This window comes from Leptospira brenneri, assembly GCF_002812125.1.
GTDB classification, from domain to species: Bacteria; Spirochaetota; Leptospiria; order Leptospirales; family Leptospiraceae; genus Leptospira_A; species Leptospira_A brenneri.
This window is the reverse complement of sequence record NZ_NPDQ01000004.1, coordinates 364,967-384,316: the sequence shown is the minus strand read 5'-3', so window position 1 is coordinate 384,316 and position 19,350 is coordinate 364,967. Positions and strand designations below refer to the sequence as shown.

At 37.6% G+C, this 19,350-nt stretch carries 16 protein-coding genes; 12 read left to right on the top strand and 4 right to left on the bottom strand.

Annotated elements, in window-relative coordinates; genetic code table 11:
* Nucleotides 1-83 precede the first annotated feature (83 nt).
* Complete coding sequence (locus tag CH361_RS10985) at nucleotides 84-2,384, bottom strand: PP2C family protein-serine/threonine phosphatase (RefSeq protein ID WP_100790849.1); 2,301 nt, start codon at nucleotides 2,382-2,384, stop codon at nucleotides 84-86.
* A gap of 137 nt (nucleotides 2,385-2,521) precedes the next feature.
* Here CH361_RS10985 and CH361_RS10980 point away from each other — a divergent pair, with 137 nt between their 5' ends.
* Both CH361_RS10980 and CH361_RS10975 read left to right on the top strand, forming a co-directional pair.
* A complete protein-coding gene (locus tag CH361_RS10980; RefSeq protein WP_100790848.1) occupies nucleotides 2,522-3,280 on the top strand; it encodes an SDR family NAD(P)-dependent oxidoreductase in 759 nt (252 codons plus the stop codon).
* A 117-nt stretch (nucleotides 3,281-3,397) separates the two neighbouring features.
* Nucleotides 3,398-5,977, top strand: a complete 2,580-nt coding sequence (locus CH361_RS10975; protein ID WP_425268680.1) for a PAS domain S-box protein — start codon at nucleotides 3,398-3,400, stop codon at nucleotides 5,975-5,977.
* On the opposite strand, the gene CH361_RS10970 is transcribed toward CH361_RS10975, so the two are convergent.
* The gene (locus CH361_RS10970; RefSeq protein ID WP_100790846.1) at nucleotides 5,974-6,390 is read right to left on the bottom strand and encodes a response regulator; all 417 of its coding nucleotides are present in this window, start codon (nucleotides 6,388-6,390) and stop codon (nucleotides 5,974-5,976) included. The two genes, CH361_RS10975 and CH361_RS10970, sit on opposite strands and share 4 nt — an antisense overlap.
* Nucleotides 6,391-6,468: 78 nt before the next feature.
* On the opposite strand from CH361_RS10970, the gene CH361_RS10965 reads away from it, so the two are divergent.
* Both CH361_RS10965 and CH361_RS10960 read left to right on the top strand, forming a co-directional pair.
* Nucleotides 6,469-8,484: an NADPH-dependent 2,4-dienoyl-CoA reductase gene (locus CH361_RS10965; protein ID WP_100790845.1), complete on the top strand. Its 2,016-nt coding sequence runs from the start codon at nucleotides 6,469-6,471 to the stop codon at nucleotides 8,482-8,484.
* A gap of 8 nt (nucleotides 8,485-8,492) precedes the next feature.
* Complete coding sequence (locus CH361_RS10960) at nucleotides 8,493-9,308, top strand: TrmH family RNA methyltransferase (RefSeq protein ID WP_100790844.1); 816 nt, start codon at nucleotides 8,493-8,495, stop codon at nucleotides 9,306-9,308.
* Nucleotides 9,309-9,344: 36 nt separating this feature from the next.
* On the opposite strand, the gene CH361_RS10955 is transcribed toward CH361_RS10960, so the two are convergent.
* Complete coding sequence (locus tag CH361_RS10955) at nucleotides 9,345-9,539, bottom strand: hypothetical protein (protein WP_100790843.1); 195 nt, start codon at nucleotides 9,537-9,539, stop codon at nucleotides 9,345-9,347.
* Nucleotides 9,526-10,650 carry a lysophospholipid acyltransferase family protein gene (locus CH361_RS10950; RefSeq protein WP_100790842.1) on the bottom strand — a complete coding sequence of 375 codons (1,125 nt, stop codon included), beginning with the start codon at nucleotides 10,648-10,650 and terminating at the stop codon, nucleotides 9,526-9,528. Before CH361_RS10950 ends, CH361_RS10955 begins: the two co-directional genes overlap by 14 nt.
* 603 nt (nucleotides 10,651-11,253) lie before the next feature.
* Here CH361_RS10950 and CH361_RS10940 point away from each other — a divergent pair.
* The 8 genes from CH361_RS10940 to neuB all read left to right on the top strand — a co-directional run bounded on the left by CH361_RS10940 (nucleotide 11,254) and on the right by neuB (nucleotide 19,321).
* Nucleotides 11,254-11,592 carry a MarR family EPS-associated transcriptional regulator gene (locus CH361_RS10940; protein ID WP_100790840.1) on the top strand — a complete coding sequence of 113 codons (339 nt, stop codon included), beginning with the start codon at nucleotides 11,254-11,256 and terminating at the stop codon, nucleotides 11,590-11,592.
* A gap of 56 nt (nucleotides 11,593-11,648) precedes the next feature.
* On the top strand, nucleotides 11,649-12,599 hold the full coding sequence (gene fcl, locus CH361_RS10935; RefSeq protein ID WP_100790839.1) for a GDP-L-fucose synthase: 951 nt from the start codon (nucleotides 11,649-11,651) through the stop codon (nucleotides 12,597-12,599).
* Between the two features lie 63 nt (nucleotides 12,600-12,662).
* The gene (locus CH361_RS10930) at nucleotides 12,663-13,670 is read left to right on the top strand and encodes a phosphoglycerate dehydrogenase (RefSeq protein WP_100790838.1); all 1,008 of its coding nucleotides are present in this window, start codon (nucleotides 12,663-12,665) and stop codon (nucleotides 13,668-13,670) included.
* Between the two features lie 39 nt (nucleotides 13,671-13,709).
* Nucleotides 13,710-15,443: an ABC transporter ATP-binding protein gene (locus CH361_RS10925; RefSeq protein ID WP_100790964.1), complete on the top strand. Its 1,734-nt coding sequence runs from the start codon at nucleotides 13,710-13,712 to the stop codon at nucleotides 15,441-15,443.
* Between the two features lie 155 nt (nucleotides 15,444-15,598).
* Nucleotides 15,599-16,600 (top strand): NAD-dependent 4,6-dehydratase LegB, encoded by a 1,002-nt coding sequence (locus CH361_RS10920; protein ID WP_100790837.1) that lies wholly within the window; start codon nucleotides 15,599-15,601, stop codon nucleotides 16,598-16,600.
* A complete protein-coding gene (locus tag CH361_RS10915) occupies nucleotides 16,600-17,751 on the top strand; it encodes a LegC family aminotransferase (RefSeq protein ID WP_208861425.1) in 1,152 nt (383 codons plus the stop codon). Before CH361_RS10920 ends, CH361_RS10915 begins: the two co-directional genes overlap by 1 nt.
* Nucleotides 17,739-18,317 (top strand): NeuD/PglB/VioB family sugar acetyltransferase, encoded by a 579-nt coding sequence (locus CH361_RS10910; RefSeq protein WP_100790836.1) that lies wholly within the window; start codon nucleotides 17,739-17,741, stop codon nucleotides 18,315-18,317. The genes CH361_RS10915 and CH361_RS10910 overlap by 13 nt, the downstream gene beginning before the upstream one ends.
* Nucleotides 18,314-19,321, top strand: coding sequence for an N-acetylneuraminate synthase (neuB, locus tag CH361_RS10905; protein ID WP_100790835.1), 1,008 nt, complete (start codon nucleotides 18,314-18,316; stop codon nucleotides 19,319-19,321). The genes CH361_RS10910 and neuB overlap by 4 nt, the downstream gene beginning before the upstream one ends.
* Nucleotides 19,322-19,350: the final 29 nt, after the last annotated feature.

The following is a 19,350-nucleotide window of genomic DNA, read 5'->3' as shown; positions in this document are numbered from 1 at the left end:
AACGTACAGACTGTTCTTGTGGTTCTTGGCAACATGAAAAATCTCGGGTCACGAGATGATCCTTCCTCTGATGCCTTAGGGATTTAATCAAGAATTTTCTTTTTGTAGTCTTCTATTTGCAATTTAAAACTTTGCACTCGTTGGGAGTCAGCGGTGAGAAAAGAAGTGAGTCCTAAAGTTTTTTCTGCCTTAGGCAAATTGCCTACTAAAAGATACAATTGTACAAGTCGTAACAAGTTGGATAGATGGCCTGGGTTCCGCAAACGAATCCTTTCTCCCATATCGATGGCTTTTCCGTATTCTTTTGTTTGTTTGTAAGTAAATGAGGCCAAATAAATCAGGTCTGTATCTCCAGGAAATTCTTCGATATAGGCATTGAACTTTTCAGAGGCAAGTTTATAGTCTTTGATTCGCACAAGAAGTCGTAAAAGGGCCTTTAAGATTTCTTGGTTTTCTGGATTGATTTTGTTTGCATCCAACAAATTGTTTTTTGCTTTTTCTAATTGGTTATCTTTGATATGGGATCTGGCCTTTCGCATGAGTTCATAAGATTCTTTTCGAATCGAACGAGGAGGGAGGGTTTGGTGTTCTTTGAAGGAAATCCTCATCAAACTTAAATCGTCGGTAAGTTCTCCCGTTTCTAAAATCGAATTGTATATGGGTTTTAGTTCTCCCTTGCCCATCTCCACATGTTGTAAAAATAATTCTTCGTCATGATTGATATTTCTTAAATCTTCCTCACTCACAAATTCAATATCATCTCTACCGTCCGAACCTAAAATGAGAACATCACCAGGTTGCATTTGTAAGGTGGAAATTTCTAAAGCATTTTCTTTGACAGGGGTTCCTAGTTTTCGGAGTTCTGAATTGGTTTTGATAAATTCCGCTTTTTCGTTTCGAAATAAAACAGACCAAGGGTGTTCTGCATTTACATAATAAACAAGTCCGGTTTCGTCATCAATGAGTCCCATGACCATGGAAACTAACATAGAACAGTCGAAACTTTCGAAGATATGATGCAATTCTTGGTAGGCATTTTTGATCCACCTTTCGGCATATTGTGATTTTACGGACTGGACGGCGAGGGAACGTTCTAAAATGGACTGAACTGCCGCACCGAGAACAAGAACTCCTCCGGCACCTTGTAACGATTTTCCCATGGCATCAGCATTCAGAAAAAAAGTATAATCTTTGCCTCGTAAGGGAACGGTTCTCGTAATACAAATATCTCCACCAATTTCGTTTTCTCTTCCGTGGAAGGTAAAGGTTTTCTTTTGTTTGATGAAAAAATCTGTTTTGACATTGGAACCAAGAGTTTTGTTTAAACTGAGTGGTTTGATTAGGAGGGAAGTTAGGAAATAATCCCCATCTTGTTGTTTTTTGAGAGATTCTACAATTTCTAAACTGTTTCTAAGTTCTGAAGTTTTTGCTTCAACTAATTCTTGCAAGTTTTCTCGAATCCTTCCTACTTCTCTTGTGGCTTTTTCAAAATTTTCTGCAAACTGGATGAATTCTTTGTCTATCGATAAAATGGGAAGTGCGCCGCGTCCACCACTGGCCAAACTATTTGCGGATTCATTAATTTGTTCCAAGGTTAGGTTGATGGATTGGAAAAACATAAAAATCAAGATGACGGCTTCAAAAAAAGTCATCGTAATGAAGGCCGCAATTTTTACCAAACTTGCATTTTCAAAGGATATAAATACAGCAAGGACACTGAGAGAGAGTAAAATGAGGATGAGTAAAAATATAAATTTACCCTTAAGGCTCATGATCCCATAATTTTTGTGAATGGTAACATCTCTATATGCTAAGATCTTTTTGATTTCCACCCGTTTGGCACCAGTGAAGTAATCTGAGATAATATAAGAAAATCCTCCATAAACAAAAACGGCCGCAAGCCAACCGATAAAGATGAGAGCAAGTTCGTAATAGGGGTGTTTGTAGATGGTATGAGTAATGGATACGGAAATAAAAACAAAGGATGCATATCTTATAGCTGCAAACATGTTTTCTTTGGGAAAATCAATGATTGCTCTCAGAACGGCTTCAAGTTCGAAAATATCTTTATGGCGAATGGTTTCGTTAGGTTTTAGGGCTGTATTTAATTTTTTTGTTTCGGATAGAAAACCTAGATATCCGAAAGGGGCAAGGATTCCAAATTCAATACTATGTCCAATGGCCGCAAGTAAAGTGGTAATAACAAAAACAAAAACGACTTCCGGATGGTTGGCAGCAGTAAAATCAGGAATTAGGGCCGAACCAAAAAAATAAGCGTAAAAGGCTCCGAAAAAGGCCCCTAAAAGTGAGAAAAATACAATCGCAAAACTATAAGAAATATATTTATAGAAGAATTTGAAAACACGATCAAAAAAGCTACTCATTCAGATTCTCCAAGGAAAACAAAATCTAAAGCCGAAAAATGCTTAGTAAAGATTTTTTATAGAAATGTTCTAAAAAAGTTAGATGTCTTATTAAAAAGAACTTTATTCTGAATCTCTCTAGTTTAGGTTTCAGCCATATGGAACTAAAAAATAAAAAAGTCGTGATTACTGGTGCAGGATCTGGAATCGGAAAAGAAACCGTATTGCAATTGTTAAAGCACGAGGGTGTAAAAATTCTCGCATGTGATTTGAATGAAAAAAACATTCTCGTACATCCGAACGTAATCCCTTATAAATGCGACGTATCCAAAAAAGAAAATCTGGATAAATTATTAAAAGATGCTGATAAAAAATTAGGTGGAATTGATATATTTTATGCCAATGCTGGTTTTGCTTATTACGAGGTGATCAAAAATCCAGACTGGGACAGAATTGATAATATCTATCGTACGAATGTATTTTCACCTCTGTATACATTGATCACACTCAATCATACAAGAAAAGATCCATTTTTGTTTATTGTGACGGCTTCTGCTATGAGTCATTTGCCTTTGCCTGGGTATGCTCAGTATTCTTCCACAAAAGCAGCGGTTCGTTCTTTTATCGATGCCTTCCGTTATGAATTAAAACCAGGAAATCGCGCGATGGTTGTGTATCCAATTGCAACGAGAACAAAGTTCTTTGATGCTGCTGGAAACAAAGTTCCAGTTCCCTTCCCAAGCCAATCGCCAGAAACCGTGGCAAAAAAAGTGGTTCGTGGAATTCTTTCCGATGCAAAAGAAGTGTATCCATCCTTTTTGTTTCGCTTCATTCAAATCTTGGATCGGTTTTTGTTTTTCATCCTGCCCGTTTACCAAAAAATCGAAGCAGGAAAATTGGATTCTTTGAAAAAATAAGTCTACATAAAGGTGAATTCCCCGTTTTCAAAAGGAGAAGGACAGGGAGACGATAAACCAGTCAGTCGTCTCTCTGCAGACGAAACATTTGTCGAAACCGAACTATTGACAACCATCATGAATGTCAGCTCGACTGCCATGATGATTCTCAATCCTTCTGGGCAGGTTCGTTATGCCAATCCTGCTTCTGAGTCAGTTCTCGGTGTCAAACTAAACGATATCCTTTCTAGAACTTATGATTCCCCTGCTTGGAGAAATACTTCTCTGGATGGGGATTTTTGGAAAGATGAGGATCGGCCATTTGATATTGTTCTGAAAACAAAAAAACCTGTAACGGACATTCGCCATGCCATTGAGGATTCATTAGGTAATAAAAAATACTTATCCATCAACGGATCTCCCGTATTCAATAAACAGGGGGAGGTATCCTTCCTTGTTTTCCTCATTACTGATATTACGGAAAATGTTTTAAAACAAAAAACATTAGAATATAACGAATCAAAATATCGTATGATCACCGAACTTTCGTTAAGTATGGTTTATGATATGGACATTCGAACGGGAGAGAACCTTTGGGGTGGGGCGATTCAAGAAATCACAGGATACTCGGCTGATGAATTTCAAAAAGTAGGTTTTTTGGAGTGGCTTGATTCCATTCATCCTGAGGATAGAGAAACTACTTTAAAGTTGTTTCAAGATTCGTTAGAAAACCAAGAAAATTTTTCGGCCGAATATCGTTATAAAACTAAATCAGATCACTACGTTTATATTGAAGATAATGGGAGATTTTTATTCGATAATGATGGAGTTGCCTATAGGATGCTTGGTGCTATGATCAACCGCACCAAACAAATGGAGGCAAGTATCGCTTTAAAAGAATCTGAATCAAGGCTTGTGATGGCCCTTGACGCAGCAAAGATGGGAATTTGGAGTTGGGATCTCCAAACCAGAACCATCTATTGGTCTCCGCAAACTTTTAGTATTTATGGTTTTCCTGGGGCAAACTTCGCGGTCACGGAAGAAAAATTTATGGAGTTAACGTATAAAGAGGATTGGGATTTGTTAGCTTCTGAGACTGAGTTACTACTAGCTGATTTAAGCCGTTCTGCCTATCGGGTTCGGAATCGCATTAATCATACGGATGGTACACTCCATTGGGTAGAGGCAATCGGGAAATTGTCTCGGTCGAAAGATGGTAAACCGCTATTACTGATGGGGACGCTTCTTGATGTAACGGATATTAAACTAAGTGAAGAAGCTCTTCGTAAATCCGATGAAAGATTTGAAACTTTTTATCAGTTTTCAACAGAAGCATTTTTGATATTTAACGAAAACGGTTTGAATGCCAAGGATTCTAACTTTGCCTTTCAAAGGTTGTTTGGATATGAACTTGAGGACACACCTAATTTAAAGATTCGAAACCTTCTAACGACAAGATCACTCAAACAAATTCGAGAAAAAATTGGAGTTCATCTTGCAGGTTCCATCGAAATCGTTTGTAAAAAGAAAAACGGAGATCTTTTTCCTGCTCTCGTATCCATCAAACGTTTCCTTTATAAAGAAACGAACTCGATTGCTTATAGTATTTTTGATTTGAGTCCGCTGAAAGAAGTGGAAGAGTTGCGAATGATCAACTCTGAGATTCGAGATAAAAATCGACTCATCGAAAAGCAGAAGTTGGAATTGGAAATGGCGTTTGAAAATTTAAAACGAACCCAAGAACAACTCATTCAATCTGAAAAACTTGCAGCCCTGGGTCAGTTGATCGCTGGAATTGCCCACGAAATCAATAATCCCATTGGTGCAGTCAAAGCATCCAATCAGAATATGTTGGACTGGCAAAAAAGGTATGGGCTTGCTTCGCAACTCTTTCGAGAAGCAATTTTATCTGTTCCGATTCAGGAACAAAAGATATTAAAAACCATCCTTTCCAATTTGGACCAACCCATTGAATTTTATACTGGTAAAGAAGAAAGGCTTCGTAAAAAGAAAAATAAAGAACTCTTTATCGAGAATGGATTTCCGCCAGCACTTTCTGAGGAACTCGCCGACATCTGGGTGGATTTAGGAATTGGAGAAATTGATCCGAGTCACTTGCCATTGTTTCAGTCTCATTATATAAAAGTTTTTTTAGATTATTTATCTTTGGAAATTCAGTTTAGGCGGAATACTCGTTCGATTCAGTTAGCGGTTGATCGAATTTCGAAAATCATGTACGCCTTAAAAAACTTTTCTAGGTTTGATGCTTCGGGCCAAAAGAATCTGGCCTCCATCCCTGAAACAATCGAAACAGTACTTACGATTTATCAAAATCAACTAAAACGTGGAATTAGTTTAATTAAAAATTTTGAACCAGTAGAACCAATTCATTGTTATCCGGAAGATCTTTTACATGTTTGGACAAATTTAATTTATAATTCATTGCAAGCCATGTCTTTTGTTGGTAACCTAGAAATTACGGTGAAGGATTGTCCTAGTGAGATTCTTGTGGCTTTAAAAGATTCTGGCCCAGGGATTCCAAAAGAGATCCAATCAAAAATCTTTGAACCATTTTTTACTACCAAACCACCGGGAGAAGGGAGTGGACTTGGCCTTGATATCGTAAACAAAATTATAAAGCGGCACGGTGGCCGAATTGAATTGTCTTCTGTTCCGGGTGAAACGATCTTCTTTATTTATCTTCCTAAAAATGCTTAGGTTTGCATTGCACTTGCGATTGTACTAATGAGTTCTTCTTCGTCCCATGGTTTTTTTAAACAGGTAATGGGACCGATTTCGGAGTTTAAATCTTCTACTGACTTTTGATCGGCAAATCCTGTTACAATTACCTTCTCGATTTCTGGATAGGTATGATGCACCTTTCTTAAAAATTCATCTCCGTTCATACCTGGCATAGACCAATCCGAAATCACAATAGAAACAGAGTTTCCTTCTTCTTCCAATTCTTGGAGAAGGTCCCATGCTTCTTTCGCATTTTCTGCAGTAAGGTATTTATATTTTTCTCCGAAATGTTGTCTGACTTGTGACTTCATACTCAGTAGGATGATGGATTCATCGTCAACAAAGAGGATTGCATTCTTTTTATTTTTAGTCTCAGTCACAATTGCCACAGGGGATTGTTATATAGGTTCGTGATTGAATTGCAAGTAAATCTTGCCAAATTCTTCCATTTTCTATTCTTGTAGCATATGACATCTTATCCCAATCTTCTGTCCCCTTTATCTCTAGGATTCACGACACTCAGAAATAGAACCATTATGGGCTCTATGCACACAGGTTTGGAAGAAGCTCCAAACGGGTATGAACGAATGGCCGCTTTCTACGGCGAAAGAGCCAAAGGCGGAGTTGCCCTCATTGTGACTGGAGGAATTGCTCCCAATGCCGCAGGTCGAGTTTCCCGAGGTGGCGGGGTAATGGATACAGAAGAAGAGGCAAAACACCACAGAGTGGTAACGGATGCGGTTCATAAAGAAGGTGGAAAAATTGCCATGCAAATCCTTCATACAGGAAGGTATGGTTACCACGATAAAATTGTGGGAGCATCCAATCTCAGAGCTCCGATCAATATGTTTAAACCACATCCTCTCACCGAAGAAGAAATCCTGCAAACCATTGAAGACTTTGCCCGTTGTTCAGAACTTGCGAAGTTAGCCGGTTATGACGGGGTAGAAATTATGGGAAGTGAGGGATATCTCATCAACCAGTTCATTGCCAAACGAACGAACAACAGAACTGACGATTGGGGTGGAAGTTTTGAAAATAGAATTAAGTTTCCTATCGAGATTATCAAAGCAGTTAGAAAACGTGTTGGAGCTGACTTTATTATCATCTACCGTTTGTCCATGTTGGATCTCGTTGAGGATGGTGGAAACATTGATGAAGTTCTTATCCTAGCCAAAGAAATTGAAAAAGCCGGCGCCACCATTATCAATACAGGCATTGGTTGGCATGAAGCAAGGATTCCGACCATTGCGATGATGGTTCCTCGTGCTTCTTTTACTTGGGTTACAGCAAAAGTAAAAGGACATGTGAATATCCCTCTTGTGACTTCCAATAGGATTAATACTCCAGAAATTGCAGAGTCTGTTCTTGCTGCCGGTGATGCGGATTTGGTTTCTATGGCAAGACCCTTCCTTGCTGATTCTTTTTTTGTAAACAAAGCAGCGGCTGGAAAGTCACAAGAAATCAATACTTGTATTGCTTGTAACCAAGCTTGTCTTGATCATATCTTTCAAGGAAAAATATGTAGTTGTCTCGTGAACCCAAGAGCTTGTCATGAAACAGATCTTATCATTACGAAAACGGATAAACCCAAAAAAGTGGCCGTAGTAGGTGCTGGCCCTGGTGGAATGGCTTGTTCTACAACCCTTGCAGAAAGAGGACATTCTGTAACTTTATTTGATGGGCAAGCGGAGCTTGGTGGTCAATTGAACATTGCAAGGCGAATCCCAGGTAAAGAAGAGTTTAAAGAAACCATTCGTTATTTTGGAGAAATGGTGAAAAAACATGGGGTCGAACTTAAACTTAATACTTTTGTTTCAGCAGAAGATCTCATTCAACAAGGATTTGATGAAGTAGTCTTGGCAACTGGTGTCACACCACGAACACCAGAGATTCCAGGAATCCATGGTGCAAATGTTCTTAGTTATGTGGATGTAGTTCTTAAAGGGAAACCGGTTGGAAAACGTGCCGTGGTCATGGGAGCCGGTGGGATTGGATTTGATGTGAGTTTATTATTAACAGATGCAGGTCATCCTTTCACAAAAGAAAACTATTTAAAAGAATGGGGAATCAACCAAAAGATCACTCAGGACGGAGGACTCGGAACCAAAGACACTCCTAAGTCCGATAGAGAAGTCACAATGTTAAAACGATCCAATAGTAAATTTGGCGCTACACTCGGTAAAACAACGGGATGGATTCATAAAACATCATTAGAAGATCGAAACGTAAAACAAATTTCCGGTGTTACTTATAAATCCATTGAGGCTGATGGGATTTTGATCGAGGTGAAAGGGGAAACAAAAAAAATTCCTTGTGACACTGTTGTCGTTTGTGCAGGCCAAGATTCCAACCGGGCCTTACTCGAACCATTACAAAAAGCAAATATCCCTGTCCATTTAATTGGGGGAGCTGACCTTGCTTCCGAATTAGATGCAAAAAGAGCTATCGACCAAGGAACTAGACTAGCCGTAACCATTTAGCGATTGTTATGGTGAGTAAACGAGTTCTTAAGATTAGTGTAAAGAATGCAGAATTTCAAATTCTGCATTCTTTAAGAACCAATCGATCCAAACGAAGTCAAGAAAAAGAGGTCTTTGTTGAGGGAACAGAAGGGATCAAACAACTGGTCGAGGCTCGTTGGGAGATCACTCGAATTTTGTTTAGGGAAGGTGTGAGATTATCGCACTGGGCAGAGTCTCTCTTAGATCAATATCATACAGCGAAACAAATTGAGGTTTCCTCTGATTTGTATACAGAGTTATCGGAAAAAGAAAATCCTTCAGAATTAATTGTGACTGCAAAAATTCGCACGCACAAGATCCAGGACCTTCCGACTTTCGAGAAACCGTTTTATTTGTTATTTGATCGGCCGAGTGATTTGGGAAATTTTGGTTCGATTTTACGGTCGGCCGATGCCTTCCATGTAGATGTTGTTTTTGTTTTAGGCCATTCGATTGATGTTTATGATCCAAAAGTGATTCGAGCAAGTCTAGGCAGCGTATTTCATACAAAACTAATTTTTGTGGAATCTCTTTCTGTTTTGGAAAATTTTCTTAAGAAAATAAAGGAAAAAACGGGACTCCGAGTGATCGGAACTGATTCCAATGGTTCCCTATCTTTAAAAAACCAAGTTTTAAGTGCACCTATTTTGATCATTTTGGGAAACGAAGCCAAGGGAATGAGTGTTCATCTCCAATCCCTTTGTGATTCTATTGTCAACATTCCCATGTTAGGTGTTATAAACTCGCTTAATGTTTCCTGTGCCGGATCTATTTTACTTTGGGAAGTTGCAAAGAACCGGTAATGGATTTAAAATCCTTAGCAACATCAACTATTTGCTTTAGCGACAGGTCGCAACTGATCCATCCGGATTGTATTTCACGCTGGCACCGGAAGTGAATTGGATGTATTTCACTCCATCAACACATACTTCATCATAACCAAAGTATTTTGCACAGCCACGAGAAATGGTTCCGCATCCAACAAAAAATAAACTAAAAAACAGAATGATCCGAATCGGTTTAAGTGATTTCATTAGTGACTCCTTGGTTGTTAAAAATTCCATTCCATATTTCTTCTAAGTTAGGGAAGTGGGCTGTGAGTTGGTTTCTGTGGTACATGGCAATATTTGATTTTTTCAAATTGTGAAGTGATTTTGGTAAATGGTATAAGATTTCCTTGGTTCGGATCGTTTTTTCTTCCCAATCAATTAGTTTGAATTGTTTCAGGTTAAAAAAAATAGATTCTAATTGAGTTTGGAAATTTTCTTTCCGCAGTTCGGACGCGATGGTGATTTCGGGAAAGGAAGATTCCATTTGTCTTTTGAATTTTAAAACAAGTTCCAGAATCTGTGAGTATTTGATTTCCGTTTCTTTTCCAAACTTCAATAAGACAAAGGAAGTCAGGTTTCCAACGGTGACTGTATAATTTTTCCCTAATTTATCTCCCACAAGGCGTACGACTTGGTCGGCGGTTAAATCGGAACTGAATTGAAATGGTTTCCCGTATTTGATATAGAGTTTTGTTTTTTTGTATGAGAGGTGATCATAAGTGAGGGTAAAACTATTAAAATGAAGTGTATCTATTTTCGACTTAATGTAGTAGGCCCCACGTTTGATTTGGTTCAAAAATCCATCGTGATTATAGGTTCCTTCGGGAAACATAAATAAGTTTCGGCCTCGTTTGATCCTGGCAACAAGCTCTGTCCATTCACTATCAACCATTTCACGAAGTTCTCCCTTTTTAATCAATTCTCTGGCATTGTCTCGAAAGGGACGTTTGATAGGCGAGGCGCCAATATAACTCAATAGAATGGGTATAATTTTTGTAGCATCTACGAATTTAAAAATCCATTTAAGAATTCCTTTTGTCCTAAATTCTTTTTGTAAAAATCCAGGTTTTAAAATGTCTTCTCTTGCGGGAATGATCATTTTGATTTTTGGTTTGAGTCTTGGGTAAACGAAGGAAAGGGAAACGATGTCCGCCTCCGAAACATGATTGCAGAGTAGAGCAGAAGGGTAAGGTGTTTCTAAAGATTCAGAACTGTCTGTGAAATTTTCTTCAACGGAGTGGAAAATTAAACCCTTTGTGAAACTTACTAATTTAATGAGGAAGTCGTAAAGAAGAGTTTTTTTCTGGAGTTTCATTCCGAATGATTATTCTTTTCCTCGATACGAAGTCAATTGGAAACTGAGAGGAAAGCTCAACCGAATTAGACTGCTTGGTTTCTTTTTATGTAGTAATCTTCAGGACTAGAGCTAAGTATCTTAGATTTTCGAGAGATTCTAAGTAAGGATGTTTTTTTATGCTAAATGGTTGTAGAGTTAACTTCTTATGTTTACTCAATATTTCCATCCAAACAAAATCTAAAGATAAGAGTGAGAGATGTCCTATATTTTTTGTTCTGTGCTTCTTTCTTCAAGAAGATCTGATTTGATAAATCAAAAAGAATTTTTCCTCATAACCGATTCCATTTGTGGCAGAAAAAAATGAATCCCAATTTTGCGACCATCATTATAGAAACCCAGATCCTCATTTGAAGTATTTTTTGGCGTCAATTTCTTGTTAGGGTAATGAGTTTTAAGGATTTTAAACCGCCTTTTTGTCTCTTGGGGTTTTTTGTTCAAAAATTGAACAAAATTTTCTTTACTTCGTTCAAAGACTGAACACATTTTGTAAAATCAATGGGACTCAGGGGGCGAAGCTATGCCTGGTTCTATTTCCCTACCCCAGAGGGGATCCTTTCCTTTATGAAAGAAGACTTTCAATATAATGACCACCATCTCAAGCTTTTGCAATTGCTTGAGGAAAATCCTCATTTATCCCAAAGGGATGCCTCTGATGTACTGGGTCTGAGTTTAGGTAAGGTGAATTATATTTTGAAAGCCTTTTTAGATAAGGGCCTAATCAAAATGAATAACTTTCGAAATAATAAAAATAAACTTTCTTATACATATTTACTAACACCACAAGGGATAGAGGAGAAAGCAAGGATCACCTTACATTTTTATGAAATCAAAAAAAGAGAATACGAAGCTCTTAAGGCCGAAGTGGAAAAGTTAGGTGAGATAGCTGAGGAATTAGGTTGAAGCTTTGTTATTATTTTTTGTTAGTGAATTTAAAAGAAGAGTCAGATCGTTAATCAATGGATAAAAATTCGAAAATATATGTTGCGGGACACCGCGGACTCGTTGGATCTGCTTTGGTGAAAGTATTAAACCAAGCTGGGTTTTTGAATGTTATTGGCCGGACTCATAGTGAGATGGATTTGGCAAATCAAAGGGATGTAATTCATTTTTTTGAATCAGAAAAACCCGATTACGTTTTTCTTGCTGCTGCAAAAGTAGGTGGGATTCATGCAAATAATACTTACCCAGCCGAATTTATTTTTTCAAATCTACAAATCCAAAATAATATTATTGATGCTTCTTATCGATATGGTGTTAAAAAACTATGTTTTTTAGGATCTTCTTGTATTTATCCTAAATTTGCAAAACAACCAATGGATGAAGGACAATTATTAGAAGGAAAGTTAGAGCCAACAAACGAACCATATGCGGTCGCAAAAATTGCGGGTATCGTTATGTGTCAGTCTTATAATCGTCAATATGGAACTGATTATATTTCTGTGATGCCAACAAACCTCTATGGCCCAGGGGACAACTACCACCCGGAGAACTCGCATGTGTTACCTGCTCTTATTCGTAGATTTCATGAAGCTAAAGCGCAAAATCTTTCTGAAGTTGTGATTTGGGGAACGGGCAATCCTTTAAGAGAATTTTTGTATTCTGAAGATATGGCACGAGCATGTCTGTTTTTGATGCAGAATTACGATGTGAAAGGTGATCCAAAGGGCGGGGAACATGTTAATGTTGGATCCGGAATTGAAGTGAGTATCAGAGAATTAGCAGAAACAGTGAAAACTGTCGTTGGTTATACTGGAAATCTTACCTTTGATTTAACAAAGCCAGATGGAACGCCTAGAAAACTGCTAGATGTTTCAAAACTCCATCGAATGGGTTGGAAACATGAGGTAGAATTGAAAGAAGGTGTTACGCGAGCTTATCAAGATTTTTTAGAAAAACAACGTAACTAATTGGATTTACCATTCCCTCCAAAATAAATAACGCAAATCTTCTATTATTAAAAATTCAACTATATGCAAAAAGTTTTTGTTTCTACTTTTCCATTTTGCCGCACTAGTCCAAAGGCTCTCGAAGTACTGGAGTCAAACGGGTATGAAGTGGTGATCAATCCTCTTGGTCGTAAGATGAAGCCGGCAGAAGTAGCTGAAGCGGCTAAGGATTTTGATGCATTGATTGCCGGAACAGAAGATTTAACTTCTCTCGTAAACGCTACCAAAACTTTGAAATTAATTTCTCGAGTGGGAGTAGGCCTAGATAGTGTTCCTTTGGATCTTTGTCGCGATAAAGGTATTGCAGTGGCTTATACCCCAGATGCTGTTTCTCCCGCTGTTTCTGAACTAGCTCTTAGTTTGATTGTTGATGCTTTGCGAAAGGTGACTTATTCGGATCGCGAGATTCGATCCGGAAAATGGACTCGGCCTTATGGTGAAAGAATCGGCGGCTCTACGATTGGTATCGTTGGTTTCGGTCGGATTGGAAAACGCGTTGCATCTCATTTATTAGGATACTTACCAAAAGAAATTTTAGTCTGTGACCTTATTGATCAGACGGAATCGATATCTATATTGAATGGCGTTGCTTCTAATATACAAAAGGTGAATGATAATTTAGGTAAAAACTGGAATTCCTCAAAAGTAACTCAAGTTGACTTAGAAACTTTATTAAAAACATCGGATGCCATTAGCATTCATATACCTCTAACAAGTGAGACTAAAAATCTACTAAATTATAAAAAAATGTTACTAATGAAGCCAAATGCAGTTTTAGTAAACACTGCTCGGGGTGGAATTGTAAATGAATATGATTTATACAAGGCATTAAATGAAAATTTGATTTCTTCTGCGGCGATGGATGTGTTTGAAGAAGAACCCTACAAGGGACCATTGTGTGAATTGGAAAATGTAATACTGACTCAACATATGGGATCTTGTTCGAATGATTGTAGAGAAGATATGGAGAGAGAAGCTGCTGAAAATGTGGTTGGGTTCTTCGGTGGCGGAGATTGGGAGAGAGTAGTATAGGTGAAGAAAGTTTCGGACGAATACAAAAAACTCTGGAAAATGATCTCCAAGAGAAGAAAAATTCAATATCTTTTTGTTCTAATTCTAATTATTATGACAGCTTTTGCAGAAGTCTTAAGTCTTGGAGCTATCATCCCTTTTCTGGGAGTTTTGATTTCTCCGGATAAGGTATTTGAAATCGAAACATTTCAAGTGGTTTGGATATTTTTTGGTATTACTAGTTCAAATCAAATTCTTCTTCCTGTTACTATATTTTTTACTTTAGGTGCGTTCGTATCTGGAGGGTTCCGCTTAGGGTTACTTTTTCTTAGTTCGCGTTTATCGTATGCCGTAGGAGCGGATATAAGTATTGAAATCTATAGAAGAACACTTTACCAACCGTATTCACTTCATGTTTCTCGAAATAGCGCCGATGTAATCAGTGGAATTACTGCGAAAGCAAATGGAGTAGTTGCTTATGTACTGCAGCCGCTTTTAACATTAGTATCTTCAATTTTGTTATTAGTGATTATTTCGATAGGTTTAGTGGCACTTGATCCTATCGTAACAACTGTCGCATTCACTTTGTTTGGGCTGATTTATTTAATCATTGCACTTCAAGCAAAGAAAAAATTATTGCGGGATGGTCAAATTGCCGCCCATAGCCAAACCATTTTGCAGAAGTCATTACAAGAAGGTTTAGGTGCTATCCGAGATGTTATTCTTGATGGAACTCAAAAGTTTTATTTAAATCTTTATTCGAAAGCAGATATTCCTTATCGAAGAGCCCTTGGAAATAGTCAATTTACAAGTAGTAGTCCAAGGTATAGTGTTGAAGCAATTGGTATAATGGTGATGGCGATTTTTGCCTATCAGCTAAGTAAATCCTCCGATAGTCTTTTAAGCATTATTCCGCTATTAGGTTCCCTGGCAATGGGGGCTCAGAGATTGTTGCCAATTTTACAGCAATCGTACACTGCTTGGGCATATTTAAAAATTGGAAAATCTACGCTTTCCGATGTAATTCAATTACTCGATCAACCTTTTCATATTAGTGAATTTGATAATTCAAGTAATAGTGTATCTCCGTATGTTATTAACTTAGATTCATCGATAGTTCTAAAAAATATTTCTTTTCGGTATGCTGAAGACTTGCCTCTTGTTATTGAGAATATTTCATTAAACATCGAAAAAGGGAAAAGGGTTGGATTTATTGGAAAAACCGGTAGTGGTAAAAGTACTTTAGTTGATATAATTATGGGACTTTTACCACCGACTAGCGGGGAGTTTCTTGTTGATGGTCAAGTTGTTCAATCAACAAACGTAGGTAGTTGGCAAAAGAATATTGCTCATGTTCCTCAATCTATTTATTTATCGGATAGTACTATTTCAGAAAATATAGCTTTTGGAATTCCTGCTGAGGAGATTGATTTGAGTCGGGTTCAAGAGGCGGCAAGGAAAGCTCAAATCTCCGAACATATCGAGTCTCTAAAGCATGGTTACAATACCATTGTTGGTGAGAGGGGAATTAGATTATCTGGTGGTCAAAGGCAAAGAATTGGCATAGCCAGGGCTTTGTATAAGAAGGCTTCCGTTATTGTTTTTGATGAAGCAACGAGTGCACTAGATAATGAGACCGAAAAGGCTGTAATGGATTCTATTGATGGCTTAGGTGCAGAGTTAACAATATTGATGATTGCGCATAGACTTTCTACAGTAGAAAATTGCGACATGATTGTTCGATTAGAAGACGGTAAAATCGTAGAGCAGAAGGGATTTGGGAAGGATTTCTAAAGATAACTTTAATGAGAAAGTTTGAAACGAAAATTTGTTCGTTTTTCGATAATGATAACTTCAAAATGAATGAACTTGGAATTAATTTAAGAGATCGTTTTTGTTATTTATAAAGGAGCAGGAAACGTTTACGGAGACCGTTTTAAATTTAAAAGATGAATAGAGTTTTAGTCACCGGTGCCGACGGATTTATCGGCTCTCATTTAACAGAAGAACTAGTTAGGCAAGGGTATGATACCAAAGCCTTTGTTTTATACAATTCATTTAATTCTTGGGGTTGGTTGGATTCGTGCTCTTTGGATGTAAAGGGAAAATTTGAGGTATTCGCTGGAGATATTCGGGACCCAAATGGAGTGCGGCAGGCAATGAAAGGTTGTGATGTAGTTTTGCATTTAGCAGCTTTGATAGCTATACCTTATTCTTATCATTCTCCTGATACCTATATTGATACAAATGTAAAGGGTACGTTAAATGTAGTGCAAGCTGCAAAAGATTTAAACGTTCGGAAAGTTATACATACATCAACTAGCGAAGTCTATGGAACAGCTCAATTTGTTCCGATCACAGAGGAACATCCGTTAAAGGGTCAATCTCCTTATTCAGCAAGTAAAATTGGCGCTGATCAAATTGCATATTCTTTCTACTCTTCTTTCAATACCCCCGTAACAATTCTTCGACCATTTAACACATATGGACCTCGGCAGTCTGCTCGTGCGGTCATACCAACCATCATATCGCAAATAGCAAGAGGTAATGACTCAATCAAATTAGGCTCTCTTCATCCAACTAGAGACTTTAACTATGTTAAGGACACTGTTTCTGGTTTTATTCAAGCTATGAATTCTGGAGATCGGGTCAATGGGGAAGTTATAAACGTAGGAAGTAACTTTGAGATTTCGATTGGAGATACGGTGAATTTAATTGCAGAGATTATGAATCGTAAGGTTACTTGTGTTACGGAAGATCAAAGACTTCGCCCAGAAAAAAGCGAAGTAGAGCGACTATGGGCAGCGAATGAAAAGGCAAAACTTCTTCTAGATTGGAAACCAAAGTTTGGCGGTAAAGATGGTTTTCGGAAGGGTTTAGAGAATACTATTGAGTGGTTTTTAGATCCAATAAATAACTCTCGATACAAAGCAGATATCTATAATATCTAATGATAAAAGAATTTTTAGATTTTGTCAAAGATCATTACTCTACTGAGCCTGGTGAGTTTATTCCTCTTCATGCTCCTGTATTTAGAGGAAATGAGATAGAGTATGTGACTGATACGATTCGTTCCACATTTGTATCTTCTGTAGGCGCGTACGTAGATCGTTTTGAAGATATGATGAAATCGGTTGTTGGGACAAAATATGCTGTGGCAACAGTCAATGGAACTTCAGCATTGCACATAGGATTATATTCTTTAGGTATTTCAGATGGTGATGAGGTGATTACTCAAGCACTAAGTTTTGTAGCAACGGCCAATGCAATTAAGTATACGGGAGCAGATCCGGTTTTTTTGGACGTGGACAAGGATTCTATGAGTTTATCTCCTGCGGCTGTTGGTTTTTTTTTAGAAAATAATTGTGATTTCAAAAGTGGTCATCTAGTCAATAAGAGATCAGGAAAAAAAGTTAAAGCAATTGTTCCAATGCATACTTTTGGGAATCCAGGTCGAATTGAAGAACTAAAGAAAATTGCCGATCGTTTTCATTTACCAATTATTGAAGATGCAGCAGAATCATTAGGAAGTTTTGTAAAAGATAAACATACTGGTACTTTTTGCAAGTTAGGTATCTTTAGTTTCAATGGAAATAAAACTGTGACTTGTGGAGGTGGTGGGGTTGTCGTGACCGATGATGAACAGTTGAGTAAACGTTTGAAACATATTACTACTACTGCAAAACTTTCTCATCCTTGGGAGTATTCGCATGATGAATTAGGTTTTAATTATCGGATGCCGAATTTAAATGCCGCCCTTGCCTGTGCTCAGTTGGAACAACTAGGTCAATTTATAACTGAAAAGCGAAATCTTGCAGCAAAGTACATTCAATTCTTTAAAAATAGAAATGAAAACTTCAAAAATGAAATTCCAAATACTACTTCTAATTATTGGTTAAATACCGTGGAATTTCAAAATAGAAAGGATAGAGATCAATTTTTAAAAGAAACAAACGAAGCAAAGGTTATGACACGTCCTGCTTGGAATCTTCTGAATACCCTACCAATGTATCAAAATTGTATTTCTGATTCATTGGAGAACTCAAGGTATCTTTCTGATCGATTAGTGAATATTCCAAGTGGAGTGAAATGGAAGGGATAGTTCTTGTCGGAGGGGGAGGTCACTGCAAGGCTGTGATTGATGTCATCCGTAAAGAAGGTAAATTTGAAATTATTGGAATTGTAGATTCGCATTTGCCCGCCGGAAGTTTGGTTCTAGATGTAGAGGTAATTGGCGATGATTCAAATTTATTAGAATTATCGAAAAAGGTTCAGAACTTTCATATAACTGTTGGGCAAATCCAATCAAATACAATTCGAAAAAAGCTAGCTACTCAGTTACTTGATCTAAATGTTAAATTGCCTAATATTATTTCACCAATTGCGAATATATCTTATTATTCCTCGATTGGGAAAGGCATTACTGTCATGCATCAAGCGACAATCCAGGCTGAATCCCAAATTGGAGATTTTACGATTATTAATGATCATGCTTTAGTTGAACATGAAGTTCAAATTGGGCGATTTTGTCATATATCAACTGGTGCTATTATAAATGGAAATGTAATGATTGGAGACAACGTTTTTATCGGAAGCGGTGCTGTTATTGTCCAAGGAGTAAAAATTCCAAATGGATCATTCATCAAGGCAAACCAGTTAGTGAAATGAAAACAAAAACAATTATCATAGCTGAGGCCGGAGTTAATCATAACGGGGATATCAAAATCGCCGAAAGTCTCATTCGGGTTGCCGCAGAAGCGGGTGCTGACTTTGTTAAGTTTCAAACTTTTCAGGCAAATGCAATTTCTTCTAAAACAGCAGGAAGGGCGGAATACCAAAAGGCTAACATGAATGAAGACGGATCGCAGCTCTCCATGTTAAAGAAATTGGAGTTAAATTTTGAGATGCACCTACATCTCATGAAAGTTTGCAAAGAAAATAATATACAGTTCTTATCAACCGCTTTTGATTTTCCTAGTGTTGAGTTATTAAAACAACTGGGTATAAAACTTTGGAAAATACCAAGTGGAGAAATTACCAATTATCCATTTCTAAAGAAGATCGGTTCTCTAAAGCAGGAAGTTATACTTTCAACTGGTATGTCGACATTAGGAGAAATCGAAGCGGCATTAACTGTTTTGGAGGAACAAGGAACTCTTCGTGAGAATATAACAGTCCTTCATTGCACGACGGAATATCCGGCACCTTTAGCGGAAGTTAACTTAAGAGCAATGGAATCCATTCGTGTTGCCCTAGGCTTGAGAGTCGGGTATTCAGATCATACGGAAGGTATAGAAATTTCTTTAGCAGCAGTTTCGCTTGGTGCTACCATCATTGAAAAACACTTCACTCTGGATAAATCATTACCGGGACCAGATCACAAAGCAAGTTTAGAACCCCAAGAATTGAATAATTTGGTTAGAGGGATCCGAAACATCGAAGAAGCATTCGGGGATGGTATCAAAAGACCTTTTCCTTCTGAAATAAGAAATATGTCTATTGCTCGAAAGTCAATTGTTGCTAAAGAGAACATTGGAAAAGGTGAGGTCTTTAGTGAACAAAATATTACAACGAAAAGACCTGGAAATGGTATATCCCCCATGAGATGGAATGAAGTGATTGGGAAGATAGCAGTAAAAGATTTTCGTGAAGATGACTTGATTGAGATTTAGAAAATTAATAAATTTATTTTTAGTTTTTT